Genomic DNA, 23856 nt, shown 5'->3' with positions numbered 1-23856 from the left:
CTAGGGGACGGTCCTGTCTCTGACCAGTCTGGCGGACGGCTCCCGTGGCGCCGGCCGTACGCACTATCCGTTGCCGGCGAAGATCCGGTAGGCGGGGTTGTCGGTCTCATCCCAGTGCGGATAGCTCAAGCCGTCGAGCGCCTGCGTGAAATCTTCGTGATCAGCGGGCGGGATCTGCACGCCCATGAGCACCCGCCCATAGGCCGCGCCATGGTTGCGGTAGTGGAAGAGACTGATGTTCCAGCGCTTGCCGAGTCCGCTCAGAAAGTTGAGCAGGGCTCCGGGACGCTCGGGGAATTCGAAGCGCACCAGCCGCTCGTGCTCCAGCCCCAGCGCGTGGCCGCCGACCATGAAACGAATGTGCTGCTTGGCCGTTTCGTTGTCGGTCATGTCGAGCACCTTGAAGTCCTTGTCGGCCAAGCGTGCGATCAGTTCGGCACGCTCATCCTCGCCCTTGGACAGCTCGATACCGACGAAGACCTGGGCGCGGCGGCTGTCGGCATAGCGATAGTTGAACTCGGTGATCTGGCGCTTGCCGAGCGCGCGGCAGAAGCTCAGGAAGCTGCCCGGACGCTCGGGGATCTCGACGGCGAACAGCGCCTCGCGGTGCTCGCCGAGTTCGGCGCGCTCGGCGACATGGCGCAGGCGGTCGAAATTGATGTTGGCACCGCTCTCGATGGCCACCAGATGGGTGTCGCGCGTGCCCGTGGTCTCGACCCAGCGTTTGAGTCCGGCCACGGCCAGCGCCCCGGCCGGCTCGGCGATGCCTCGGGTGTCGTCGAAGATGTCCTTGATCGCCGCGCAGATCTCATCGGTGCTGACCAGCACCACCTCGTCGACCCGTTCGCGCGCGACACGGAAGGTCTCCTCGCCGATCAGTCGCACCGCCACGCCGTCGGCAAACAGCCCGACCTGAGGCAGGGCGACCCGTTCGCCGGCGGCGAGCGCGGCATGGAGCGTGGGCGCATCCTCGGGTTCGACGCCGATGATCCGCACCTCGGGATAGAGCCATTTGACATAGGCCGCGATCCCGGCGATCAGTCCGCCGCCGCCGACCGGGACGAAGATGGCGTGCGGCGGCTCGGGATGCTGGCGCAGGATCTCCATACCGATGGTGCCCTGACCGGCGATGACGTCCGGGTCGTCGAAGGGATGGATGAACGTCAGACCCTTCTCGTCCACCAGCTCCCGTGCATGGGCATAGGCCTCGTCGTAGGAATCGCCATGGAGCACCACCTTGCCGCCATGGGCGCGCACCGAGCGGACCTTGATCGCCGGCGTGGTGCGCGGCATGACGATGGTCGCCTGGAGTCCGAGCCGGCTGGCGCCGAGCGCCACGCCCTGCGCATGATTGCCGGCGCTGGCCGCGATCACACCGCGCGCGCGTGCCTCGGCGTCGAGATGGATGAGCTTGTTGTAGGCCCCGCGCAGCTTGAACGAGAACACCGGCTGCAAGTCCTCGCGCTTGAGCAGGACGGTATTGTTCAGGCGGGTCGAGAGTCGTGGCGCCAGCGTGAGCGGGGTCTCGACGGCGACATCGTAGACGCGCGCCTTGAGGATGCGATCGACGTAGGAATCGGGCATACGGATCTCGGATACGGCTCAGGATCTTCGCATGTTACAGGATCGCGCCCGTCGAAATCCTCAGATCCGGAAGCTCCCGATCGCCTGCTGGATCTCGCCGGCCAGTTGGGCGAGCCGCCTGCTCGCCTGGGCGAGGTGATCGGCTTCGGCGGCGGTTTCGTCGACGCTCCGGCTGATGACGTGAATGTTGCGGTTGATTTCCTCGGCGACCGCCGATTGTTCCTCGGCGGCGCTCGCGATATGGGTGTTCATGTCATGGACGCCCAGGATGAAGCGACTGATGGACTGGAAGGACTCACTGGCCTGACGTGCCTGCTCGACCCCGCCCCGGGCGTGCGTCTGACTGGTCTCGATGACGCTCACGACCTCGGACGAGCCGCTCTGAACCCGTTCGATCTTGTGGCGGATGTCCTGGATCGAGTCCTGGGTCCGACTGGCCAGGGTGCGGACCTCGGCGGCGACCACAGCGAAGCCGCGTCCCTGCTCGCCGGCACGCGCGGCCTCGATGGCGGCGTTGAGGGCGAGCAGGTTGGTCTGTTCGGCGACCCCGCGAATGACATCGAGCACGGCTCCGATCTCGCGACTGTCGGCGGCCAGCCGCGCGACGACCTGGCCGGCCTGCTCGATCTCATGGGCCACGGCCTCGATCGCTTCGACTGTCTGTTGAGCGAGCCGATCGCCGTGTGTGGCCGCACGGCTCGTCTCCTGGACCACACGCGACGCCTCGGCGGCGTGACGTGCAACCTCTTCGACGGTGGCCGTCATCTGGTTGATCGCGGTCGCGACCTGATCGGTCTCGCTCTGCTCTACCTTGACCTGACGGTAGGTCTCGCCACTCGTGGTGGAGAGCTGCTCGGACGCCCCCTGGAGCTCGAAAGTGGCCCTGGAGATCTGGGAAACGAGCGCATGGATCTTGTCGGCGAACGCATTGAAGGCGCGCGCCAGGTCGCCCAGTTCGTTGCGCCCCTGGTCGTCGAGGCGGCGTGTCAGGTCGCCGTCGCCCTGGGCGATGGCGTCGAGACTCTCGACGGTACGGCGAATGGATCTGGCGATCCCCTGAGCGATGAACCAGGCGATCACGAGTCCGACGATCAGCAGGGCCACGCCCGTGCCCAGGATCGAGGCGAGCGCGCGGTGATAGGTGGCGACCGTGGCGCTCCGATCGCCGATCAGCTCTAGCACTCCGACCGGCTGCCCCGAAAAATCGTTTACCACACGCCCATACACCGCCACCGGGATGCCCTGGTAGTCCCGATGCTGGATCAGGATCTCACCGGCCAGAATGCGTGCGAGCTGTTCGGCGGAAAACAGCGTACTGCCCTGGATGGTGCCGGCGAAGGTTCTGAAGCCACCGCCATCCTCCGTAATCTGCAAGGCGGCATCGACGCCGGTGCGTCGTTTGAAATGCTCGAAGAAGGCTTGACCGAATGAGAGACCGAACTCGACGACGCCGATGTGTCGCCCTTCATAGGGCACAGGCTCGACTCCACGCACACCCAGCCCCGCCACGCCTTTTTCCAGTCCGCTGATCGGGGACTGGGTGCGGTTGGCTTCCACGATGGTCTTGCGGATCGCCGAGAGATCGTCGCCGTATTTTTCGAGCATATGCACCCGCAGGAACGAGGTCGCGGGCGGTTGGTGGAACTGGAACTGCTGCACGCCCTGATGTTCGTGCATATAGTCGAAGATCGGTCGGGTCAGTTCGATCAGCCGATCACGATTGCCCTCGGCAAAGGCGCGCTGGATGTCCGGATTGCGCGCAATGGCGGCGCTCAATGCGCGGGCCTGGGCGCCTTGGGCGGCGATCGCCTCGGTGAGGTTGACGAAGAGATTTTCCAGCTCGCGCTGTTCGGCCTGATTCGACAGCTCGCTCAACTTGGCCATGGCTAGCGGCAGAATCAAACCAACGCTCAACACCAGCACGATTCCAGAACCAATGAGCACCCGCAAACCAATGGTCAAGTTTTTCATCAGTCTTGCGCGAGAAACCCCGTCCTTCATGACGGGGAGGGACAGCGCACCGCGCGTAGCGCGGTCAGGCCGCCCGTCTCGCCTCCTCCGTATCTGGTTTAGGTTGGAAGGCGTAGCCATAGCCGTCAGCGCGTTGAATGAGGCAGCAATGGCGGTAGGCAATCCCCTGGACGGTTCCGGCCGGGGCCTGGATATTGAACGATCCCGTTTGGCGCACCGCGACGCGCCCGATATGCACGCCCGCTTTCTTTCCCGTAGGCACCACGGCGCTGACCCAATCGCCGGTCTGGAAGCCGTGGACGCGCTTGTGGCGCATCAGATAGCCGCGCGGGAAGCCGTTGTTGAACGTGCGCGTGCGGCGGTAAGCGCCGCGCCCGGTGGCACGGATAGCCAGGACCGGGCGGTTCCAGTCGCGCACCTGATCGACGGCGCCGACACAGGCGGCATCGAGGGCATGGGTTTTGGGGATGTCCAGGCGCGTGCGATTGAACTTGGTGCGTCCGCCCGAGCCGGTCTCGACCGCTAGGCCCGTGGTCTGGAGCGCGTTCAACAGCGCCCAGCGCGTGGCATTGACGGCGGCGGCGTCCTGGAGCGGCGCTCTGGCCTGGGCCTGGATCTGGTGCAGGCGCACCGGTTGGCGTTGCAAAAAATCCTCAATGGATCGACTCCCCTTGCGCTGATTGCAGGGGCGGCAAGCCAGCGTCAGGTTCGAGGCCCGATCCGAGCCGCCTTTGGCGCGCGGCACGATGTGCTCGATCTCCAGCGGCACGTTCGTCGCGCCACAATAGGCGCAGCTCCGGTGCCACATCTCCAGCAGGTATTCACGCACCTCATAACCGGCCAGTTCGCCCTGTTGGTACTCCACACCGGAGATCTCCGGGTTCTGGAGCGCCTGGGTATCGAAACGCACCAGTTCTTGACTGAGGGCGGTGATCGGGGCGAGCCGGCGCAGGCGCTCGACCCAATTGAGCGTCGTGTCGAGCCGATGCTGTAACGACGGCGGCAACCAGCCCTCACGGCGGGGGCGATTCAGGACGCGCGGCGCCCGGTAGTGCGTCTTCCGAGACCGGCGTGCTCGGCGATAGTGACGCCGCAGCGTCAGCGCCTCCCGGATCGCCTGGCCGCGATGCACGAGTTCCCCAAACCACAGCCCATGCTCCAGGCGCTCGACCGCGCCCGTGTCCGCATCACCGGTTTCGGATTCGCGCACCAGCGCCAGCCCCGTGACGCGACTGCCCGGATCGAGCTTCAGGCGCAGCGGTTGAACCGCCCCGCCGATTCGATCCTTCAGCCGAAGGGTGAAGGGGGCCAGACGCACCACCACCGCGCGTCCGCGCTCCAGCAACAGCCGCGCGCGTTTCTCCGTGCACGGCATCAGCGGATGTTTCTGTTTGTCGAGTACGAATACCGCCATCGCTCTGTTCCAAAACGCGCCCTTACGGGCCTGGTGACGGAGCCTCGCGGCTCGCTCCCCTCGGGAATGTCTGCAACCGGCTCCCGCCGCGCGGCGGCGATCGGAACCTTCGGCGCTTTGCCTTTCGCCTGCATGATTCCGACCTTCCAGGGTCCGGGACTGAGGAAGCATTCCGGAGTGGGTCTCAACGACCTGTTGCAAACGCAGCGGATGTTCACCGCTGTCCCTGGTCAACCCAGCTCTTTCAAGCTCCGGCCTTCAGGCCGGGGTAGTTGACGAGAATTCCTTTTGGTTTCCGACGTTCAGCCGCTAGCCATGCCTGCGAATCGCCAGGATGCTTCACGTTCTGGATGCCAGCCTCACGTAACTGACGACGAATGCGCCCGACGTGCATATCGACCGAACGCTCCGGGTCCAGGTGCGGGGTCACATAACCGGCGCATGCATGACCTGCGGCATCCAGGATCTGCGGCATCCAGGATCTGCGGCGCCGTTGAATGGCGTGCACCCGCGCCTGAGGGTCAGCTTCAGGAGTATAGTCATCGGCGCCGAAATCCAAATGAAGTTTTATAAACGCCGGATAGTGTCGGCGAGTCGTGTCAGTATCGACGCGCTGTCTTCGGTTGCACAGGCTTGGAGTCCCACTTTGGGAACTCCATCTAATGAAACGCGGAACCGAGATCTCTGCGGCTTGGTCGATTCAATGCACTACGCAGGTGCGTTCGTCTCACATCCATGCATCGGACCACGCTGGTTGTTTGGGGCGCGGATCGTCCAAGCGGGTGTTGGACGCCGCGCTTGATGCACTGATTCGGTGCAAATCGGGTTTCTCAACGACAGACTCGGAGCGTGCGAGACGGCGATGACGTCTGTCCTGTCAATGGCCCGATCATTGCTTCATTGAATATCACCCCGACCGCCTCGCTGATCCGACGCCCGATGGGGCGATACGCTCTCTGATACAGGCGCGATCGCACCTGTTGTGACCGACGCGGTCGAAGGTCACCACCCCTTCCGAGTGAGGTATGAGTCCATGTCGATCTTCGAACGCTATCAGGCCCGCTACGAAGCCTCCCGCGAGGAGGTGCTGAGCCTGAACGAGTACCTGGAGCTGTGCAAGACCGACCGCTCGGCCTACGCCGGGCCGGCCGAGCGGCTGCTGGCGGCGATCGGCGAGCCCGAGCTGATCGACACCCGCGACGATCCGCGTCTGAGCCGTATCTTCCAGAACAAGATGATCCGGCGCTATCCGGCCTTCGCCGAGTTCTACGGCATGGAGGAGTCGATCGAGCATCTGGTCTCCTATCTCAAGCATGCCGCGCAGGGGCTGGAGGAGAAGAAACAGATCCTCTATCTGCTGGGGCCGGTCGGCGGCGGCAAGTCGTCGCTGGCCGAGAAGCTCAAGGAACTGATGGAGGAGCGGCCTTTCTACGCCATCCAGGGTTCGCCGGTGTTCGAGTCGCCGCTGGGCCTGTTCTCACCCGAAGAGGACGGCGCCATCCTGGAAGAGGACTACGGCATCCCGCGCCGCGCCCTGCGCACCATCATGTCGCCCTGGGCGGTGAAACGCTTGCAGGAGTACAACGGCGACATCACCAAGTTCAAGGTGGTCAAGCTCTATCCCTCGATCCTGGAACAGGTCGCGGTGGCCAAGACCGAGCCGGGCGACGAGAACAACCAGGACATCTCGGCGCTGGTCGGCAAGGTCGACATCCGTCAGCTCGAACGCTTCGCCCAGAACGACGCGGACGCCTACAGCTATTCGGGTGCGCTGTGTCGGGCCAACCAGGGGTTGATGGAGTTCGTCGAGATGTTCAAGGCGCCGATCAAGGTGCTGCATCCGCTGCTCACGGCGACTCAGGAGGGCAACTACAACGGCACCGAGGGTCTCTCGGCCCTGCCGTTCCAGGGCATCATCCTGGCGCACTCGAACGAATCGGAATGGCAGAGCTTCCGCAACAACAAGAACAATGAGGCCTTCCTCGACCGCGTCTTCATCGTCAAGGTGCCCTATTGCCTGCGCGTCGACGAAGAGGTGCGGATCTACGAGAAGCTGTTGCGTAACAGCTCGCTCGCCGCCTCGCCCTGCGCGCCCGGCACCCTGGAGATGATGGCCAGGTTCTCGGTCCTGACGCGCCTGAAGGAGCCGGAGAATTCGAGCCTCTTTTCCAAGATGCGCGTCTATAACGGCGAGAACCTGAAGGATACCGACCCCAAGGCCAAGTCGGTGCAGGAATATCGCGACTATGCCGGCGTCGACGAGGGCATGAGCGGGATCTCGACGCGCTTTGCGTTCAAGATCCTGTCGCAGGTGTTCAACTTCGATCACAGCGAGGTCGCGGCCAATCCGGTGCATCTGCTCTATGTGCTGGAGCGCCAGATCGCGCGCGAGCAACTGCCGCCCGAGACCCAGGAACGCTATCTCGGCTTCCTCAAGCAGTATCTGGCCCCGCGCTATGCCGAGTTCATCGGCAAGGAGTTGCAGACGGCCTATCTGGAGTCCTATGCCGAGTACGGTCAGAACATCTTCGACCGCTATGTCACCTATGCCGACTACTGGATCCAGGATCAGGAATATCGCGACCCGGACACCGGCGAGATGATGAACCGCGCCATGCTCAACGAGGAGCTGGAGAAGATCGAGAAGCCGGCCGGGATCTCCAATCCCAAGGACTTCCGCAACGAGATCGTCAACTTCGTGCTGCGCGCGCGCGCCAACAACGCCGGGTCCAATCCGAAATGGACCAGCTACGAGAAGCTGCGCGTGGTCATCGAGAAGAAGATGTTCTCCAACACCGAGGATCTGCTGCCGGTCATCTCCTTCAACGCCAAGGCGTCGGTCGACGAGAAGAAGAAGCACGACCAGTTCGTCGACCGCATGACCGACAAGGGCTACACGCCCAAGCAGGTGCGGCTGCTCTCGGAGTGGTATCTGCGGGTGCGCAAGTCGCAGTAACTCGAACCGCCAGCGTCACAGCGAGTTCCTATGTCACACTTCATCGACCGGCGTCTGAACGGCAAGAACAAGAGCGCGGTCAACCGCCAGCGCTTCCTGAAGCGTTACAAGACCCAGCTCAAGCGGGCCGTGGCCGACGCGGTCGACAAGCGCAGCATCACCGACATGGATTCCGGCGAGACGGTCGGCATCCCGTCGCGCGACATATCCGAGCCGGTGTTCCATCACGGCAAGGGCGGGGTGCGCGACATGGTGCACCCCGGCAACAAGCAGTTCGAGTCGGGCGACCGCATCCGTCGGCCCGAGGGCGGGCAGGGCGGCGGCTCGGGTCAGGGGCGCGCGAGCAAGGACGGGCAGGGCGAGGATGAATTCGTCTTCGAACTCTCGCGCGAGGAGTTCATGGATCTGCTGTTCGAGGATCTGGAACTGCCCAATCTGGTGCGCAACCAGCTCATCGGCACCACCGAGTTCAAGACGGTGCGCGCCGGCTATTCGACCCAGGGCGCGCCGACCAATATCGATGTGGTGCGCTCGCTCAAGGGCGCGGTCGCCCGGCGGACCGCGCTCGGTGCGCCCTCACGCGCCCGGATCCGCGAGCTGGAGGAAGAGGTCGCGCGTCTGCTTGCCGACGGGGTTCCGGAGACCGACCCGCACATCGGCGAACGGCGCGCCGAGATCGACCGGCTCAAGACCCGGATCGCCGCGCTGCCCTTCATCGACACCTTCGATCTGCGCTATCAGAGCTTCGTCAAGCTGCCCGAGCCGACGAGCAAGGCCGTCATGCTCTGCATCATGGACGTCTCAGGCTCCATGGATCAGGAGCGCAAGAGTCTCGCCAAGCGCTTCTTCATCCTGCTGTATCTGTTTCTGAAGCGCAATTACGACCGGATCGAGGTCGTCTTCATCCGCCATCACACCATCGCTCAGGAAGTCGACGAAGAGGACTTCTTCTACTCGCGCGAGACCGGCGGCACCGTGGTGTCGAGCGCGCTCAATCTGGCCTATGACGTGGTCAAGGAGCGCTATGACCCGAGCGTCTGGAACATCTATACCGCCCAGGCCTCGGACGGCGACAACTGGGATTCGGACTCCAGCCTCTGCCGCGATCTGCTGATCGAGAAGCTGATGCCGCTGATGCGCTATTACGCCTATGTCGAGATCACGCCGCGTCAGCATCAGAGCCTCTGGTATGCCTATGAGGAAGTGATGGCGGCGCATCCGCACTTCGCGATGCAGGAGATCGACGGTGCCGAGGACATCTATCCGGTGTTTCGCGAGTTGTTCAAGAGGCAGACGGCATGAGCACACGACTCATCACGGATTCATCCGAGTGGTCCTTTCCGCTCCTGGAGCGGTTCGACCGGGAACTCGGCCGCCTGGCCCACGAGGTCTACGGACTCGACACCTACGCCAACCAGATCGAGGTCATCAGCTCCGAGCAGATGATCGACGCCTATTCCTCCGTAGGCCTACCGATCTACTACCAGCACTGGTCGTTCGGCAAGCAGTTCGTCGCCACCGAGCAGACCTATCGGCGCGGTCAGATGGGTCTGGCCTATGAGATCGTCATCAACTCCGATCCCTGCATCGCCTATCTGATGGAGGAGAACAGCCTGCCGATGCAGGCGCTGGTGATCGCGCATGCCTGCTACGGGCACAACAGCTTCTTCAAGGGCAACTATCTGTTCCGCACCTGGACCAGCGCCGACGCCATCATCGACTATCTGGTCTTCGCCCGGAAGTACATCGCCCAGTGCGAGGAGCGTTACGGCCATGATGAGGTCGAGCTGCTGCTCGATTCCTGTCATGCCCTGATGAACCACGGCGTCGACCGCTACAAGCGCCCGTCGCCGCTGTCGATGGCCGAGGAGCAGCGCCGCCAGCGCGAGCGCGAGGACTATCGGCAATCGCAGATCAACGATCTCTGGCGCACCTTGCCGCCGACCGCCGACCGCCGAGCACGACGCGTCGCGGCTTGAGGAGCGCTGGCCGGAGGAGCCGCAGGAGAACATCCTCTATTTCATCGAGAAGAATGCGCCCCTGCTCGAACCCTGGCAGCGCGAGATCCTGCGCATCGTGCGGCGGATCGGGCAGTATTTCTATCCGCAGCGCCAGACGCAGGTGGCTAATGAAGGCTGGGCTACGTTCTGGCATTACACGCTCATGAACCATCTGTATGACGACGGACTCGTCAGCGACGGCTTCATGATCGAGTTCCTGCAATCGCACACCAGCGTGGTATTCCAGCCGCCGTTCGATGCGCCTTACTACAATGGCATCAATCCCTATGCGCTCGGCTTCGCCATGATGCGCGACATCCGCCGCATCTGCGAATCACCCACCGACGAGGACCGCTACTGGTTCCCCGACATCGCCGGCGGCGACTGGATCAAGGTGCTCGACTTCGCCATGCGCAACTTCAAGGACGAGAGCTTCATCGCCCAGTTCCTCTCGCCCAACCTGATGCGCGAGTTCCGTCTGTTCGCCATCACCGACGACGATCTGGAGGAACATCTCGAAGTCAAGGCGATCCACGAGGAGAGCGGCTATCGCGCCCTGCGTCAGGCGCTCGCGGAACAGTACAATCTGGGCACGCGCGAGCCCAACATTCAGGTCTACAATGTCGACCGGCGCGGCGACCGCTCGCTGACCCTGCGTCACTTCGCGCACCAGCGCCGCCCGCTGGGTGACTCGGTGCCGGAGATGCTGCGCCACATCCGCCGTCTGTGGGGCTTCACCGTGCGCCTGGAGACGGTCGACGACCGGGGGCGGGTCGAACTCATCGGCGAGGTTTGAATTGACGACATGAAGGCATCGCTTCCACTGGTTCTGCTGTCCTGGCTGACCCTCATGACGCCCGCGACCGGGCGTGCGAGCGAACTGCTCGCCTCGACCCTGGAGGCGTTCCGCGAGTCCAGGACGCTGGCCATCGACGGCGTACCGCTGCTCTCGGCCGCCGTGCTCGCCGATTTCTATGTCCAGCGCGGCTACAGTCTGGCCTGGTCCAAGCCGGCGCCGATCGAGGCCTTGCTCGAACTCGCCGAGCAGAGCGACACCGAAGGCTTCCGCCCCGAGGACTTCCACGTCGACCGCCTGCGTGCACTGAGCCGTCCGGGTGCGCTCGACGCACTCCAGGGTGCCGCCCGTCTCGCCGCCGATCTCCAGCTGAGCGATGCGCTACTGCGCTATGCCCATCACACCCGCTATGGCAAGCTCGATCCGGTCGCCATCGACCGAAAGTGGAACGACCGCGCGCCGTTGCCGGCCGAGCGTCTGATCGCCGACATGCACGGCGCCCTGGAGGCCGGGGATCTGGCCGACTTCCTCGACGGACGCTTCCAGAAGCCCTTCTGGTACCAGGATCTCAAACGCGCGCTGAGTCATTACGCCGGCGCGCGTCAGCTCAAGGCGCTGGAGCCGCTGCCTGGCGGATCTGTGTTGTCGCTCGGCAGCCGGGGCGAGCGTGTCGCCCAGTTGCGCGAGCGTCTGCGTCTGCTTGGATATAGCGAGCGCACGCCACCCGACCGGCCCGAGACCTTCGATGCCGCCCTGAGCGAGGCAGTGCGCGCCTTCCAGCGTGGTCATGGTCTCGGTGCTGACGGTGCGGTCGGTCCCCAAACGCTTGCGGTGATCAACGACCCCGTCGACGAATCCAGGATCGAGCGCATCCGGATCAATCTGGAGCGCATGCGCTGGCTCTACGAGGATCTGCCGCCCGACTATGTCTTCGTCGATGTCGCCGACTACATGGCCCATCTGGTGCGCGGCCGCGAGATCGCCTGGAGCACGCGCGTCATCGTCGGCAAGGAGGATTCGCAGACACCCATGTTCCGCGACCGGCTCGATCATCTGGTGCTCAACCCGACCTGGACCATGCCGGTCTCGATCCAGAAGACGTTCACTAAGGTCTCGGACAAATACATCCTGATCGATCGTCGCACGGGGCGCCGCGTCAGCGGTGGCAATGCGACCGATTACAAACGCTATCGCGTGGTCCAGCAGCCGGGGCCGGACAACGCGCTCGGGCGGGTGAAGTTCATGTTCCCCAACCGCCATGCCGTCTATATGCACGATACGCCCAGCAAGGCGCTGTTCGGGCGCTCGGCGCGCGCGCTCAGTCATGGCTGTGTGCGGGTCCAGAACCCGATGAAATTCGCCGAATTGCTGCTGGAGGAGTCGAGCTGGGATCGGGCGCGTATCGACAGCGTCCTGGAGGGCGCCAAGACGCGCTATGTCAACCTGTCGGAGCCCTTGCCCGTCCTGCTCTATTATCTGACGGCACGCGCCGACGCCGAGGGCAACCTTCGCGTGCGTCGTGATGTCTATGGCCGCGATCCGGCCGTGGCCGAGGCGCTCGATCAGCCGGTTCAGCGCGCGCGGATCGCGGCCTATGAATTCCTGCCGCTCGCAACGACCGCGCCCGATCCGGCGTTGGAATCCAGTGTACGTTTGACGCGCCTGGATGGCCGTGAGCGCTAGTGCAGAAGCCCTGGGCTGGGCTCAGAAGCCGCGACAGCGATGGCCTGACAAGAGTTCCGTGATTAGAAGATACGATAGATAGATGCGCTAAATCCTTGCCGGATCTGGTGAAACTAAAACTTGCCTCCGTGGTGTCCTGGCGGTTAGGATCTCGCCGCGAACGAGTATTCGAAGGGTTCTTGCACAGCGCCCAAACACCAAACGACACGCGGAGGAAGCGTTTTGGTCCATCGACGCAACTGGCTATCACCCTTGGCTCTAGCACTTGCGCTCTTGCCAATGACTCAGGCTCAGGCCCTCACCACCGAGGGTATGGCCTCCTACTACGGAGATCGCTTCAATGGCCGCCGCACCGCCAGCGGCGAGCGTTTCGATCAAGGCGAACTGACGGCGGCACATCGCACGCTGGAGTTCGGTACCCGGGTGCTGGTGACCAACAAGGTCAACGGCCGCTCGGTCGAAGTCACCATCAATGATCGCGGCCCCTATGTGCATGGCCGCTCGATCGACCTCTCCAAGGAAGCGGCACGTGAGCTGGGCATGCTCGGCCGTGGCGTGGCTCCGGTCGAACTCCGGGTTCTGGAGTTCGGCGGCTCGGATGCCTCCGGTTCCAAGGATCTGGCCGTGGCCCAAGCCCAACGCCTCCTGATCGATCTGTTCTGACACCCGCCTTTTAAAATTCTTTTCGAACCGGCCGCCCCTTCTTGGCCGCGCGGGTTGTCCGGGGCTGTGGCGTGGCACGGTTCGAATAATTTCTTTAGAGCTCGCAATCGAGTAACGGCTACTTCACCGCCGGCTGAACGGGGTCTGTCTTCCACGGCTGGATGGCCACCGCCGAGACGCTATTCTTGGGCGAACCCTCGATGATGCGGTCGCTGTAGGTCAGGTAGACCAGGGCATTGCGCGGTCCGTCGTAGAAGCGCACCACCTGCAGGCTCTTGAACAGGAGCGAGGTACGCTTCTTGAACACCTGCTCGCCATTACGCTTGCCGGAGCGCACGTCGTCGGGCAGGGCGATGGGACCGATCTGGGTGCATTCGATCGCAGCATCGGAGGTGTCCTCGGCAACACCGACGGCCCCCGAGACACCGCCGGTCTTGGCCCGACTCAGATAGCAGACCACGCCGGGGATATCCTCGTCCTGAAAGACCTCGACGACGATCTTGTCGTTCGGACCCATCCATTTGAATTTGGTCGAGACGCTGCCGATCTCTTCGGCGAGTGCGTTACCGGACAGGGCGCCGATCAGTAGCGGCAGGATCAGTGCGTGTCGCATGATGTGTTCTCCATGTGTGTGGGCTGTCTTCAGGCGCGGTCGCCGAATAGTCGGACGTGCTCGCTGTGACTGCGCGTCAGGGCGTCTTCCATCGAGACGCCGAGGAACCAGTTGCCGGTCAGGGCCAGCCGTTTGCCGGCGAGGGCGGCGTCGAGGCGCTCGACGAGCGCGAAATGGCCCTTGCGGAGCGCGGGCAGACGGTTGTGGACGCGCGCTTGGGCGGCGATTCGTTCCGGCGCGATGCTCAGTGACTCGCAGGCGCGGCGGACCTGAGCGTCGGCGTCGAGCACGCCGGGGCGGAAATGGAAGGCAAAGCCGCGATACTGCGCGTCGGGCAGGAAGTCGCGCGAGACGGCCGAATAGAAGGCATCCTCGACGGCGATCAGGCCGGCGATCGGCGGCAGTTCCAGATCGTCCTGGCGCAAGACCAGCACCAGTGTCTCGATCTCGGCCATGCCGATGCCGGCGACCAGTGCGCGTGCGTCCTCGAAACCGGCCGGGAGCAGCTTGGCGGCGACGTCGGGCGGCACGGCCAGGGTCAGGTGAGCGGCACGGATCGCGGTGCCGTCCTGGAGCCGGACACGGAACCCTTCGCCCTCGGATTCGACCTGCTCGATCCGCTGACCTGTGCGCACGTCGAGCGTGTTCTGGGCGGCGATGGCGTTCGGGATGGTCGCGATGCCCTCGGCGAAGGTAAAGGCTTTGATGACCTCCTTGCGGCGTGGTTTGCGTCGGAACAGCGCCTCGGCCGGGTAGTCGTCGGCCGGCTGGCAGATGACGGCCTGGAAGGCGTGCTGGAGCAGATCCCGATAATTGCGCCGGCCGAGCACGGCGCCATAGTAGTCGCGCACGCTACGCCCGTCCTTGGGTTCCTTGAACAGCTTGGGAATCGAGCGCGCACCCTCGAACAGATGCAGGGCCGAGAGGATGGAGCGGCGCTTGCCCGCCTTCCAAAGCTTGTAGCCGACCTTGACCTTGGGATGGACCTGACTGGTCAGACCCAGATCGTCGAGGATGGACAGCATGTGGCCATAGCTGTTGAAACACGTGTGTCCGCCGGCTTCGGTCCAGAAACCGCCGAGTGCGGGGAATACCTGGCTGTTGATGCAGCCGCCGACGCGGTCGCTGGCTTCGAGCACCAGCGTACTCAGGCCGCGCCGGGCGGAGAAGTGCGCGGCGCCCAGTCCGCTGATGCCGGCGCCGATGACGATGTGGTCGAAGTCTGTGCTCATGGGGCGGGATTTTGTCCAGTCGGGTCGTTGTCGTCCGGGGGCGGCTCGATCTCGTCGAGACGCAGATGGCTGATGTCGGGAATGTGCACCGGCTCGGGTGTCTGCTCGCAGTCGGCCAGACTCCAGTTCGAGCCGCCGACCAGGCTCAGATGACTGAGATCGAGGTCGGGCATCTTAACCTTGGGCGGCTCTTCGAGGAACTCGAAGCCGCCCTCGGCGGTGAGGTTTGCGGACACCCCGTCTGTCTTGGCGTCGGCCTTTGGTTCGGAGGCCGCGCGCGTGACGACGGACTGAGGGGCCGCCGCTGCCGGCGTGCGATCCGTTGGCACGGCAACGGGAGACGGAGGGGCCTCGGTCGGCTCGGCCGCTTCGATCGCACGCAGGGTGACGATGGCGCCGGCCTCCTCGAAGACGCGCTTGTAGCGGGCGGCGGTGGTCAGGTCCGCGTCGCGCTTGACGGCGACCGGCTTGCCGGTGAAGAGACGCTCGACGCCGGCCGCGTCCAGCTTGAAGGCCGCGCCCAGACGTTCGCGCGCCAGACCCGGATCAACGTCCGGCTTGAGCGTGCCGTCGAACAGGATGTCGAATCGCGCCCCTGACATGATCTCTACCCCTCGATGAATCAGGCGGCCCGATCGCCGTTCGTCAGTGACGACCGCGCCGCTGGATCGATACCAGGCACTGGTTCACTCGGTCAGTGGTTTGGACAGCGTGAAAGCGCCGCGAATGTCGCCGACCTCGAAGCCGCGCGCGCGGTCGTTCGGATAGTGCGCGTCGAGCGCCTGAGCGACCGGCTCGGCAATGGTCTTGCCATGACAGGCCAGACAGACCTCCTGCGTTGGGATCGCTTTCATGAAACGGAACGCCCGTCCCTGATCGTCCTCGACCACCTCGGCCTGGCTCAGGGTATCGACGGGCTGGCCATTGGCCAGACGGGTCTCGAAGGATTCGAGCACCCGGGTCTCCCAGGCGTCCGGTGTCCCGAGTGTCGTGTTACGCATCTTGAGACTGACACGTCCCACCTCCCAGCCGCTGGATTCGGACAGCTCGGCGGCGATGGCCGGTGCGCGATCCTTGCAGACGGAGATCGCCTGGACGGGGCCGCCGGTCTGGATCGCCGCCTTGAGTTCGGACTGCAACTGTCCGGCGAATTCCTGGATGAGCTCCTTGGCTTCCTCGGTCATGGGGTCATCGGCTGAGGCGTGGGCCAGCGTCAGGCTCGTCAGCAGGCTCAGGCCGGTGGCGATCAGGATCGGGCGTGCGGTGGCATGCATGTGTCTCGTCCTCTCGTGTGTGCAGTCGTGTGATGCTGAAGTTAGGATCGGCCATGAGTCTGCCAGGATCAAGCCCGGCCGTCCTTGATGGATCTGGGTGTGGAGCACCACCAGCGCCAGCCGTTCGACATGGCGAGGTCATTGACGGCATCGGGCTTGAGTCGGGCGTCACCCCGGCTCGCGGACAATCCTTACGCGCCGGCTCATCGCGCTCCGTGCGCCGGGTTACGTCGCCTCGGACAGATAGAGCCGCTGGAACTCCAGGGCATCGACCGGGTGCCCGAGATGGAATCCCTGACCGATGTCGCAACCCTGCCCGCGCAGCAGCGCACACTGCGCGGCGTCTTCGATCCCCTCGGCGACGACCGGATAGCCCAGATTCCACGCCAGATCGAGAATCGCGGCGGCGACCACGCGTGCGCCATGATCCTCGCTCAGATCCTTCACGAATTCGCGATCCAGCTTGATTCCGCTCGCCGGGTAATTCTTGATCGACTTCAGCGACGAATAGCCGGTGCCGAAGTCGTCGATCCAGATCTCGAATCCTGCCGCGCGCAGTGTCTTGAGGTTGGCGATGGTCTGGCCCTCGTTGTGGGCGATGGCCGTTTCGGTGATCTCCAGATGCAGGCGCTCCATCCCGATGCCCTCCTGCTCCAGGATCGACTGGAGACGTATGCTCAGGTCGGGCTGGCTCAATTCGATCGCCGAGACATTGATGGCGAGCGGAATCCGCGCCAATCCCAGTGCATCCCAGGCCCGGAGTTGTCGGCAAGCGCGGCGCAGCACCCATTCGCCGATCTCGATGATCTGCCCCGTGCTCTCGGCGACCGGGATGAAGCTCGCCGGCGAGAGCGGCGTGCCATCACCGAGCGTGAGCCGCAGCAGTACCTCGGCGCCGGCCAGACGCCCGGTCGCCAGCTCGAACTGAGGCTGGAAATGCAGGTTGAACGTATCCTGACGCAGCGCCTCCTGGAGTAGCGACTCGGTGCGCAGATGGTGTGTTCCTGAGGACTCCCAACTGGGCTCGTAGAGTACGTGCCGGTTGCGTCCAGCCTGCTTGGCGCGTTTGAGCGCCGCGTCGGCATTGCGCATCAGATCCTGGGCGCTGGTGCTCTCGGCGAGTCCGCTCGCGACGGCGATGCCGATGCTGACCGACAGATGGAGTCGCGAACCCTGCTGCTGGAAACCCGCCGCGATGTGGCTGTGCAGCTGGGCGGCGAGCTCAACCAGCCGCTGGGGGTGGTGCACCCGCGCCAGCGCGATCCCGAATTCGTCGGCGCCGGTGCGGGCGAAGCAGATGTCGCGCTCGGCGACGCCCAGGCTGTCACACGCCGATTGGGACTGTAGTGCACCATTGAGCCGGGCGGCCAGCTCGCACAGTATCTGATCGCCGGTCTCGTAGCTCAATTCGCGGTTGACGCGATGAAAGCCATCGACGTCGAGCAGCAGTGTGGCCACCGACAGCTGCGGGGCACTGTCGAGGATCGCTCGCTGGAGGAATCGCATGAAGTGGGTCCGATGGGCCAATCCAGTGAGCCGATCGACTGGAATGGCGATATCGAGGGCCGGACGCGATCTGGCGCTGGTCGCCGGTCGCGGGAGCAGGACGGCCTCGGCATCGTCGTTCAGCCGTTCGAGACCCAGTCCGATCAGATCCGTCAGGGCGCCCAGGGTCTGGTGCCAAGGAGGCGAGAGTGCCGGGTCGACCCAGAGCACCAGGCCATGGATGCGACTGGCGGTCGAGATCCGCGACAACAGGCAGGTTCGATCGGGGCCGGCGCTCGCCCAGACGAACCCCTGCTTGAGCGCCTGACCGAAATGGCCGCGATCGATGAGGTCGTCGACGAGGGCACCCAGACTGTCCGTCGCCGTGTGCGGCGCGCAATGGACGATCTCGAGACAGGCGTCCGGCTGGCGCAGCAGAACGGCCATCTGAGTCGTCGGCAGGAGCAGCCGCGCACCGCGCTCGATGCCGGCGAGCAATTCGGAGAGCGAGCGACAGCTGTGCAGACGCGCGATGACTTCGCGCAGGACGTTGAGTGTCAGTGGATGGAGTCTCGGCAAGGTGCCTGACGGGAGTTCGTCGACTGACTCGGCCGGAGATAGGGACCTGGGGGGGGGAGCCGGCTTCATTCAGGGCTCCATGAAGGCCGAGGCGAGATCACGCGTGGCCGTGACGGTCGTTTCGAGTATGGCGGGCAGCTGTGCGATGTCGAGTCCCGTCAGGCGCCAGGCTCCATCGTCGAGCACCGGAACCCAGCGTGTGCCGCTGGTGCCGAGTCTGAGGCTGTTGGCGATCAGGTCGGCGACATGCACGACAGCGGTCTCGGGACTGGAGCTCGACGCGCGCCAGGGGGCATGGTGATTGGAGACGGCCGAACAGAAGACCTCTGGCAGCTGCCAGTGTGCGAGCAGGATGGCGCCGAGTTCGGTGTGGTCGATACCCAGGTATTGCTGCTCCAGGTCGTGTAGATGGCCCTGGCGTTCTCGATGCGCCTGCAGGGCGGCGCCCATGTCGAGGGGTTCGAGGATGTAGAGCGGCAGACGCCCGATGTCGTGCAGCAGTCCGGCCAGATAGGCGTCTTCCGGATTGGCCCGGCCTCCCTGGCAGGCAATCAGACGGGCCGCTGCGGCGCAGGCGAGGCCATGCTCCCAGAACGAACGCATGGAGACGGCGCCGAGCGGCAGATCACGGAATACCGTCAGCAGAGCTGTGGCCAGCACCAGATTGTGGGTCGCGGTCGCGCCGATGAGCGTCAGCGCCCGGAGGATGTTGTCGACCCTGGTCGCCAGTCCATAGAACGGGCTGTTGGCGACACGCAGCACGCACGTACTCATGGACGGGTCGGACTCGATGAGGCGGGCCACTGTTTCCAGCGAGCCGTCCGGGGTCTCGATGGCCTCGCGCACGCGATGATAGACAGCCGGGAGGGAGGGCAGCTCGCCGAGTCGCTCGATGAGGCGGTCAGTGTCCACGTCCGGCCCCCTTAGAGCCTGTCGAGCGCCCGATCCAGGCATAGCGTGTGCAGAGCCTGGATCACCGGATGATCGCGATTGCTCAGGCCGAATTGCATGTCGATCGAATGGCGGATCTCGGCGATGGCCTTGGGATCGCGGCCCCCTGGATCCGTCGCGCTCTCGTCCGGCGCGATGCCGACCTCGACCACGCCCCACGACCTCAGTGCCCGGATCTGGCGCTCGCCCAGGACGACGCCGGCACGGATCAGGATCTGACCATGAGGATCGTGAACGTCCTTGGCGAGCCGCATTCCGGGTTGGATCTCCGCGAGGCGCATGAGAGGCTGTCCGCTGTCGTCGTCGATTGGCGCATTCTACATCATGCGATTTAGTGTAGACGCTGTGCCGAGCACCAGATCTCGAAATAGCGCTGCATGACCTCGCGCGCCTGGGGGGGATAGTCGAGCGTCTCCATCTGACCCATGCCCTCGCGAAAGAAGTCGGGCGCCTCCTCGGGCAGGTGCTCGACGATGGTCTGGAAGGCCGCTTCCATCAAGGCCGGCCGGCGGGTGCGGGTGGCGACGATGGCACGGTTGATCAGGAGCACACGCCAGGGGCGGGCCGGATTGTCGCTCTCCAGCTCCAGGGCGCGTTCGATGCCGATGGCATCCATGATTTCGTTCATCAGCCCATGGAGTTCGAGCAAGTCCTCGGGCTGGCGCAGACCGTTGGCGAGCCGGGCGAGTGCGTTGACCACGGGTTCGGGATGCGGCAGCTCGCAGCCACGACGCAGCATCCAGACACTGAGCGGCAGGGCGAGCCGTTCCAGCGCCTGGGCCTGAGTCGGCAGGTTGAGCCGCTGGGCCAGTTCGGTGAGCTGGACGATCAGGCGCAGTCCGTGCTCCAGGATGAACTCGGGGTCCGAGCCGGTCGCCTGCTGGATCTGGCGCGCGAAGTCGGTGCATGATCCCCCGTCGGCCGCGTGCAGGACGTCGAGCAGGCGTTCGAGTCCGGCAAGCAACGCCCGTGGCGTCGGTTCGACGGGTTCGGGCGATTCGTCGCTGATGCGCTGGAGTTCCTCGCCGAGTTCGTCGAGACGCTGCACGATATGGCTGATGTCGATCGGTGGCAGCATGGGTGTCCGGCCTGTGCGTCGACCCGTCCCGGAGTGGGAGTGGTCCGTGGATCCCGGAAGCATAGCAATCGTGCTGGTATCCGTCTCGCGCTCGATCGCACGCCGAGGTCGCCATTCGGTTAAACTAGGCCGATGCCTCCCATCCCTGATCTGCATACGCATTCGACCGCTTCCGACGGTACGCTCACGCCGACGGAGCTGGTGGTGCGCGCCGGTGCGGCGGGGGTGCAGGTGCTGGCGCTCACCGATCACGACAATACCGACGGTCTGGCCGAAGCCGGGCGGGCCGCAGACGACCTGGGTCTGACCCTGATTCCAGGCGTCGAGATCTCCGTCACCTGGAACACGCTCACGGTGCATGTGGTGGGCTTGCGGCTCGATCCAGCCAACAGCGACCTTCAGGCAGGTCTGGCACGGCTGATGGAGTTTCGCGCCTGGCGGGCCGAGGAGATCGGACGGCGGCTGGCCAAGCACGGCATCGAGGACGCCTGCGCGGGCGCGCGGGCGCTGGCCAAGGGGCGTCTCGTCGGTCGCACCCATTTCGCGCGTTTGCTGGTCAAGCAGCGGCGGGCCGCCGATACCAACGAGGTCTTCCGGCACTTCCTCACGCGCGGCAAGCCGGGTCATGTGCCGGGCGACTGGGCAAGCCTTGAGGACGCGCTCGGCTGGATTCGCAGCGCCGGCGGCGAGGCGGTGATCGCCCATCCGGCCCGCTATGGTCTGACGCGCACCCGGATGCAGCGGCTGCTCGGCGAGTTCCGCGAGCTGGGCGGCGTCGGCGTCGAGGTCGTCACCGGCAGTCACAGTCGCGACGAAGCCTTCACCTTCGCCCGTCATGCGCGCGAGCAGCGTCTGCGCGCCTCGGCGGGTTCCGATTATCATGGACCCGAGAATCCCTGGCTCGAACTCGGTCGGCTGCCGCCGTTGCCGGAGGGCTGTGTGCCCATCTGGCGCGACTGGCCCGAATCCGAGCCACGGATGGCCTGCGGTTAGCGAACCGAGAACCTTTCATGGCGCAGTTCTTCCAGATCCATCCCGACAATCCGCAGCCGCGGCTGATCCGCCGTGCCGTCGAGATCCTGCTCGAAGGCGGGGTCATCGTCTATCCGACCGACTCGTCCTATGCGCTCGGCTGTCAGATCGGCGAAAAATCGGCGATGGAGCGCATCCGGCGTATCCGGCGACTCGACGACAAGCACAACTTCACCCTGGTCTGTCGCGATCTCTCCGAGATCGCCAGCTATGCCAAGATCGACGATCAGGCCTACCGGATGCTCAAGTCGCTCACGCCCGGTGCCTATACCTTCATCCACGAAGCCACCAAGCAGGTGCCGCGCCGGCTGCTGCATCCAAAGCGCAAGGCGATCGGTCTGCGGGTGCCGGACAATGAGATCTGTCGCGCGCTGCTCGGCGAACTCGATCAGCCGATCCTGAGCACCACGCTGATCCTGCCCGATCACGACGAGCCGCTGACCGATCCCTATGACATGCGCGAGGCGCTCGACAAGCACGTGGATCTGATCATCGACGGCGGCTTCTGCGGTCTGGAGCCGACGACCGTGGTCGACATGACGGCCGATCCGCCGGCTCTGGTGCGTCGCGGCAAGGGTGACGCCTCACTGTTCGAGGAATGATGCAAGCGCTCAATCACATGCAACTGCTGGCGGTGCTGGCCGTGCCGGTGCTGCTGGCCATCACCGTGCACGAAGCCGCCCACGGCTGGGTCGCCAACAAGCTCGGCGATCATACCGCGCTGCGGCTCGGGCGCGTGACCTTCAATCCGCTACGTCACGTCGATCTGGTCGGGACGCTGCTGGTGCCGGCGCTGGCGTTCTTCTTCACCGGCTTTCTGTTCGGCTGGGCCAAGCCGGTGCCGGTGAACTGGCGCAATCTGCATCATCCACGACGCGACATGGCGCTGGTGGCCGTGGCCGGGCCGGGGGCGAATCTGATCATGGCGCTCGCCTGGGGGCTGATCATCCAGGCCGGGCTGCTGCTGTATCCGGTCAGTCAGTGGATCGCGCTGCCGCTGATCTACACGGGCGCGGCGGGCGTGCTCATCAATGTCTTCCTGATGGTGCTGAATCTGGTGCCGTTGCTGCCGCTCGACGGCGGGCGGGTGCTCAATTCGCTGCTGCCGCCGCGATTGGCCTATCTGTTCTCTCGGCTCGAACCCTTTGGGTTCATCATCCTGCTGATCCTGCTCGTCACCGGGCTGCTCGGAACCATCCTGATCCCGGTCGTCCACTGGACCATCGGGTTGCTGCCGGGTAGCGGGATCGTCAAGGAACTCTTTTTCGTCTGACACGCGAGGTCATCGACTCTTGGCTTCTGTCTCAAATCAACATGCGCGCGTGCTCTCGGGCATGCGTCCGACCGGACGGCTGCATCTCGGCCATTATCACGGCGTGCTCAAGAACTGGCTGGAGTTGCAGCACGAGTACGAGTGCTTCTTCTTCGTCGCCGACTGGCACGCGCTCACCACCCAGTATGAAGACCCCGCCGGGATTCCCGACAGTGCGCGGGACATGGTGATCGACTGGCTGGCCGCCGGCATCAACCCCAGCTCGGCGACGCTGTTCGTCCAATCGCGGGTGCCCGAGCACGCCGAGCTGCATCTGCTGCTGTCCATGATCACCCCGCTCGGCTGGCTGGAGCGGGTGCCGACCTACAAGGATCAGCAGGAGAAGCTCAAGGAGATGGATCTCTCGACCTACGGCTTCCTCGGCTATCCGCTGCTCCAGAGCGCCGACATCCTCATCTACAAGGCCGGTCAGGTGCCGGTCGGTGAGGATCAGATCGCGCATGTCGAGCTGACGCGCGAAGTGGCGCGGCGTTTCAATCACATCTTCGGGCGCGAGCCGGACTTCGAGGTCAAGGCCGAAGAAGCCAAGAAGAAGATGGGCAAGAAGAACGCCAAGCTGTTCGACGAGCTGCGGCGGCGCTATCAGGAACAGGGCGATCAGGAGGCGCTGGAGGTGGCGCGCGCGCTGCTCGAAGGCCAGGGCAACATCACCCTGTCCGACCGCGAGCGGCTGTTCGGCTATCTGGAGGGCGGCGGGCGCATCATCCTGCCCGAGCCGCAGGCGCTCCTGACCAAGGCGTCGAAGATGCCGGGTCTGGACGGACAGAAGATGTCCAAGTCCTACAACAATACGATTTCACTGCGCGACTCGCCGGCCGAGGTCGAGAAGGCGCTGCGCACCATGCCGACCGATCCGGCGCGGGTGCGTCGCACCGATCCGGGCGATCCCGATAAGTGCCCGGTGTGGCAGTTCCATCAGGTCTATTCCGACAGCTCGGTGCACGAATGGGTGCAGCAGGGCTGCCGCTCGGCGGGGATCGGCTGCCTGGAATGCAAGCAGCCGATCGTCGATGCGGTGCTCGCCGAACTGGCGCCGATCCAGGAGCGCGCGCGCGAGTACGAGGCGCAGCCCGATCTGGTGCGCAGCATCCTCAACGAAGGCTGCGAGAAAGCCCGCGATGTGGCCCGCGAGACCATGGAAGAGGTCCGGCACGCCATGTCGCTGGTGATGTCCTGACGCGCGCCGCGCCTTGAACGCACCGCGCGAAACGG

Annotated in this window: 20 protein-coding genes and 1 pseudogene; 9 read left to right on the top strand and 12 right to left on the bottom strand. The window is 64.7% G+C overall.

The features are described 5' to 3' along the window. Positions 1 to 63: 63 nt before the first annotated feature. From ilvA to ALVIN_RS17590, 4 genes are all read right to left on the bottom strand, one after another. The gene (gene ilvA / locus ALVIN_RS11025) at positions 64 to 1584 is read right to left on the bottom strand and encodes a threonine ammonia-lyase, biosynthetic (RefSeq protein WP_012971403.1); all 1521 of its coding nucleotides are present in this window, start codon (positions 1582 to 1584) and stop codon (positions 64 to 66) included. Positions 1585 to 1644: 60 nt separating this feature from the next. Further along, positions 1645 to 3558: a methyl-accepting chemotaxis protein gene (locus ALVIN_RS11020; RefSeq protein WP_150103612.1), complete on the bottom strand. Its 1914-nt coding sequence runs from the start codon at positions 3556 to 3558 to the stop codon at positions 1645 to 1647. Between the two features lie 61 nt (positions 3559 to 3619). Further along, entirely contained in the window at positions 3620 to 4969 is a 1350-nt protein-coding gene (gene iscB / locus ALVIN_RS11015) for an RNA-guided endonuclease IscB (protein ID WP_012971401.1), read from the bottom strand. Between the two features lie 244 nt (positions 4970 to 5213). Continuing rightward, positions 5214 to 5444, bottom strand: coding sequence for a hypothetical protein (locus ALVIN_RS17590; protein WP_148217499.1), 231 nt, complete (start codon positions 5442 to 5444; stop codon positions 5214 to 5216). 558 nt (positions 5445 to 6002) lie between these two features. Here ALVIN_RS17590 and ALVIN_RS11010 point away from each other — a divergent pair. The 5 genes and pseudogenes from ALVIN_RS11010 (at position 6003) to ALVIN_RS10990 (ending at position 13067) form a co-directional block, all read left to right on the top strand. Further along, positions 6003 to 7925 (top strand): PrkA family serine protein kinase, encoded by a 1923-nt coding sequence (locus ALVIN_RS11010; protein ID WP_012971400.1) that lies wholly within the window; start codon positions 6003 to 6005, stop codon positions 7923 to 7925. A 30-nt stretch (positions 7926 to 7955) separates the two neighbouring features. Continuing rightward, positions 7956 to 9227: a YeaH/YhbH family protein gene (locus tag ALVIN_RS11005; protein ID WP_012971399.1), complete on the top strand. Its 1272-nt coding sequence runs from the start codon at positions 7956 to 7958 to the stop codon at positions 9225 to 9227. Then, positions 9224 to 10721 (top strand): annotated as a pseudogene (locus tag ALVIN_RS18310) (SpoVR family protein). Before ALVIN_RS11005 ends, ALVIN_RS18310 begins: the two are co-directional and overlap by 4 nt. 9 nt (positions 10722 to 10730) lie before the next feature. Next, complete coding sequence (locus tag ALVIN_RS10995) at positions 10731 to 12404, top strand: L,D-transpeptidase family protein (RefSeq protein WP_012971398.1); 1674 nt, start codon at positions 10731 to 10733, stop codon at positions 12402 to 12404. Between the two features lie 279 nt (positions 12405 to 12683). Beyond that, positions 12684 to 13067, top strand: a complete 384-nt coding sequence (locus tag ALVIN_RS10990) for a septal ring lytic transglycosylase RlpA family protein (protein ID WP_081442741.1) — start codon at positions 12684 to 12686, stop codon at positions 13065 to 13067. Between the two features lie 118 nt (positions 13068 to 13185). On the opposite strand, the gene ALVIN_RS10985 is transcribed toward ALVIN_RS10990, so the two are convergent. The 8 genes from ALVIN_RS10985 to ALVIN_RS10950 all read right to left on the bottom strand — a co-directional run bounded on the left by ALVIN_RS10985 (position 13186) and on the right by ALVIN_RS10950 (position 20279). Beyond that, complete coding sequence (locus tag ALVIN_RS10985) at positions 13186 to 13680, bottom strand: CreA family protein (protein ID WP_012971397.1); 495 nt, start codon at positions 13678 to 13680, stop codon at positions 13186 to 13188. Positions 13681 to 13709: 29 nt separating this feature from the next. Continuing rightward, positions 13710 to 14912 carry a protoporphyrinogen/coproporphyrinogen oxidase gene (locus ALVIN_RS10980; protein WP_012971396.1) on the bottom strand — a complete coding sequence of 401 codons (1203 nt, stop codon included), beginning with the start codon at positions 14910 to 14912 and terminating at the stop codon, positions 13710 to 13712. Next, a complete protein-coding gene (locus tag ALVIN_RS10975) occupies positions 14909 to 15514 on the bottom strand; it encodes a hypothetical protein (RefSeq protein ID WP_012971395.1) in 606 nt (201 codons plus the stop codon). Before ALVIN_RS10975 ends, ALVIN_RS10980 begins: the two co-directional genes overlap by 4 nt. Before the next feature lie 84 nt (positions 15515 to 15598). Beyond that, the gene (locus ALVIN_RS10970) at positions 15599 to 16186 is read right to left on the bottom strand and encodes a Tll0287-like domain-containing protein (RefSeq protein WP_012971394.1); all 588 of its coding nucleotides are present in this window, start codon (positions 16184 to 16186) and stop codon (positions 15599 to 15601) included. 225 nt (positions 16187 to 16411) lie between these two features. Further along, the gene (locus ALVIN_RS10965) at positions 16412 to 18250 is read right to left on the bottom strand and encodes a putative bifunctional diguanylate cyclase/phosphodiesterase (protein ID WP_223295209.1); all 1839 of its coding nucleotides are present in this window, start codon (positions 18248 to 18250) and stop codon (positions 16412 to 16414) included. 69 nt (positions 18251 to 18319) lie between these two features. Continuing rightward, positions 18320 to 19162 (bottom strand): HDOD domain-containing protein, encoded by an 843-nt coding sequence (locus ALVIN_RS10960; RefSeq protein WP_012971392.1) that lies wholly within the window; start codon positions 19160 to 19162, stop codon positions 18320 to 18322. A gap of 11 nt (positions 19163 to 19173) precedes the next feature. Beyond that, entirely contained in the window at positions 19174 to 19482 is a 309-nt protein-coding gene (locus tag ALVIN_RS10955) for a hypothetical protein (protein ID WP_012971391.1), read from the bottom strand. A gap of 50 nt (positions 19483 to 19532) precedes the next feature. Further along, positions 19533 to 20279 (bottom strand): hypothetical protein, encoded by a 747-nt coding sequence (locus ALVIN_RS10950; protein ID WP_012971390.1) that lies wholly within the window; start codon positions 20277 to 20279, stop codon positions 19533 to 19535. Between the two features lie 132 nt (positions 20280 to 20411). On the opposite strand from ALVIN_RS10950, the gene ALVIN_RS10945 reads away from it, so the two are divergent. From ALVIN_RS10945 to ALVIN_RS10930, 4 genes are read left to right on the top strand one after another with little or no spacing between them, the layout of a single operon-like run. Then, entirely contained in the window at positions 20412 to 21272 is an 861-nt protein-coding gene (locus ALVIN_RS10945; protein ID WP_012971389.1) for a PHP domain-containing protein, read from the top strand. A gap of 17 nt (positions 21273 to 21289) precedes the next feature. Continuing rightward, positions 21290 to 21913 (top strand): L-threonylcarbamoyladenylate synthase, encoded by a 624-nt coding sequence (locus ALVIN_RS10940; RefSeq protein ID WP_012971388.1) that lies wholly within the window; start codon positions 21290 to 21292, stop codon positions 21911 to 21913. Next, positions 21913 to 22584, top strand: coding sequence for a site-2 protease family protein (locus ALVIN_RS10935; protein ID WP_012971387.1), 672 nt, complete (start codon positions 21913 to 21915; stop codon positions 22582 to 22584). The genes ALVIN_RS10940 and ALVIN_RS10935 overlap by 1 nt, the downstream gene beginning before the upstream one ends. Before the next feature lie 19 nt (positions 22585 to 22603). After that, on the top strand, positions 22604 to 23821 hold the full coding sequence (locus ALVIN_RS10930) for a tryptophan--tRNA ligase (RefSeq protein ID WP_012971386.1): 1218 nt from the start codon (positions 22604 to 22606) through the stop codon (positions 23819 to 23821). The last annotated feature ends 35 nt before the right edge of the window (positions 23822 to 23856 follow it).

Origin of the sequence: Allochromatium vinosum DSM 180 (genome assembly GCF_000025485.1) — a bacterium.
Lineage (GTDB): Bacteria > Pseudomonadota > Gammaproteobacteria > Chromatiales > Chromatiaceae > Thermochromatium > Thermochromatium vinosum.
The sequence above is the reverse complement of the archived record's forward strand: the minus strand, read 5'-3'. Positions and strand labels throughout refer to the sequence as shown.

What these genes read in the sequence shown, in the direction of transcription:
- ALVIN_RS10995 (WP_012971398.1), top strand. Translation starts at nt 10,731, where the DNA reads ATGAAGGCATCGCTTCCACTGGTTCTGCTGTCCTGGCTGACCCTCATG.
- ALVIN_RS10950 (WP_012971390.1), bottom strand. Translation starts at nt 20,279, where the DNA reads ATGCTGCCACCGATCGACATCAGCCATATCGTGCAGCGTCTCGACGAA.
- ALVIN_RS10940 (WP_012971388.1), top strand. Translation starts at nt 21,290, where the DNA reads ATGGCGCAGTTCTTCCAGATCCATCCCGACAATCCGCAGCCGCGGCTG.
- ALVIN_RS11010 (WP_012971400.1), top strand. Translation starts at nt 6,003, where the DNA reads ATGTCGATCTTCGAACGCTATCAGGCCCGCTACGAAGCCTCCCGCGAG.
- iscB (WP_012971401.1), bottom strand. Translation starts at nt 4,969, where the DNA reads ATGGCGGTATTCGTACTCGACAAACAGAAACATCCGCTGATGCCGTGC.
- ALVIN_RS10990 (WP_081442741.1), top strand. Translation starts at nt 12,684, where the DNA reads ATGACTCAGGCTCAGGCCCTCACCACCGAGGGTATGGCCTCCTACTAC.
- ALVIN_RS10985 (WP_012971397.1), bottom strand. Translation starts at nt 13,680, where the DNA reads ATGCGACACGCACTGATCCTGCCGCTACTGATCGGCGCCCTGTCCGGT.
- ALVIN_RS10945 (WP_012971389.1), top strand. Translation starts at nt 20,412, where the DNA reads ATGCCTCCCATCCCTGATCTGCATACGCATTCGACCGCTTCCGACGGT.
- ALVIN_RS10980 (WP_012971396.1), bottom strand. Translation starts at nt 14,912, where the DNA reads ATGAGCACAGACTTCGACCACATCGTCATCGGCGCCGGCATCAGCGGA.
- ALVIN_RS10935 (WP_012971387.1), top strand. Translation starts at nt 21,913, where the DNA reads ATGCAAGCGCTCAATCACATGCAACTGCTGGCGGTGCTGGCCGTGCCG.
- ALVIN_RS17590 (WP_148217499.1), bottom strand. Translation starts at nt 5,444, where the DNA reads ATGCCGCAGATCCTGGATGCCGCAGGTCATGCATGCGCCGGTTATGTG.
- ALVIN_RS10955 (WP_012971391.1), bottom strand. Translation starts at nt 19,482, where the DNA reads ATGCGCCTCGCGGAGATCCAACCCGGAATGCGGCTCGCCAAGGACGTT.
- ALVIN_RS11005 (WP_012971399.1), top strand. Translation starts at nt 7,956, where the DNA reads ATGTCACACTTCATCGACCGGCGTCTGAACGGCAAGAACAAGAGCGCG.
- ALVIN_RS10970 (WP_012971394.1), bottom strand. Translation starts at nt 16,186, where the DNA reads ATGCATGCCACCGCACGCCCGATCCTGATCGCCACCGGCCTGAGCCTG.
- ilvA (WP_012971403.1), bottom strand. Translation starts at nt 1,584, where the DNA reads ATGCCCGATTCCTACGTCGATCGCATCCTCAAGGCGCGCGTCTACGAT.
- ALVIN_RS10975 (WP_012971395.1), bottom strand. Translation starts at nt 15,514, where the DNA reads ATGTCAGGGGCGCGATTCGACATCCTGTTCGACGGCACGCTCAAGCCG.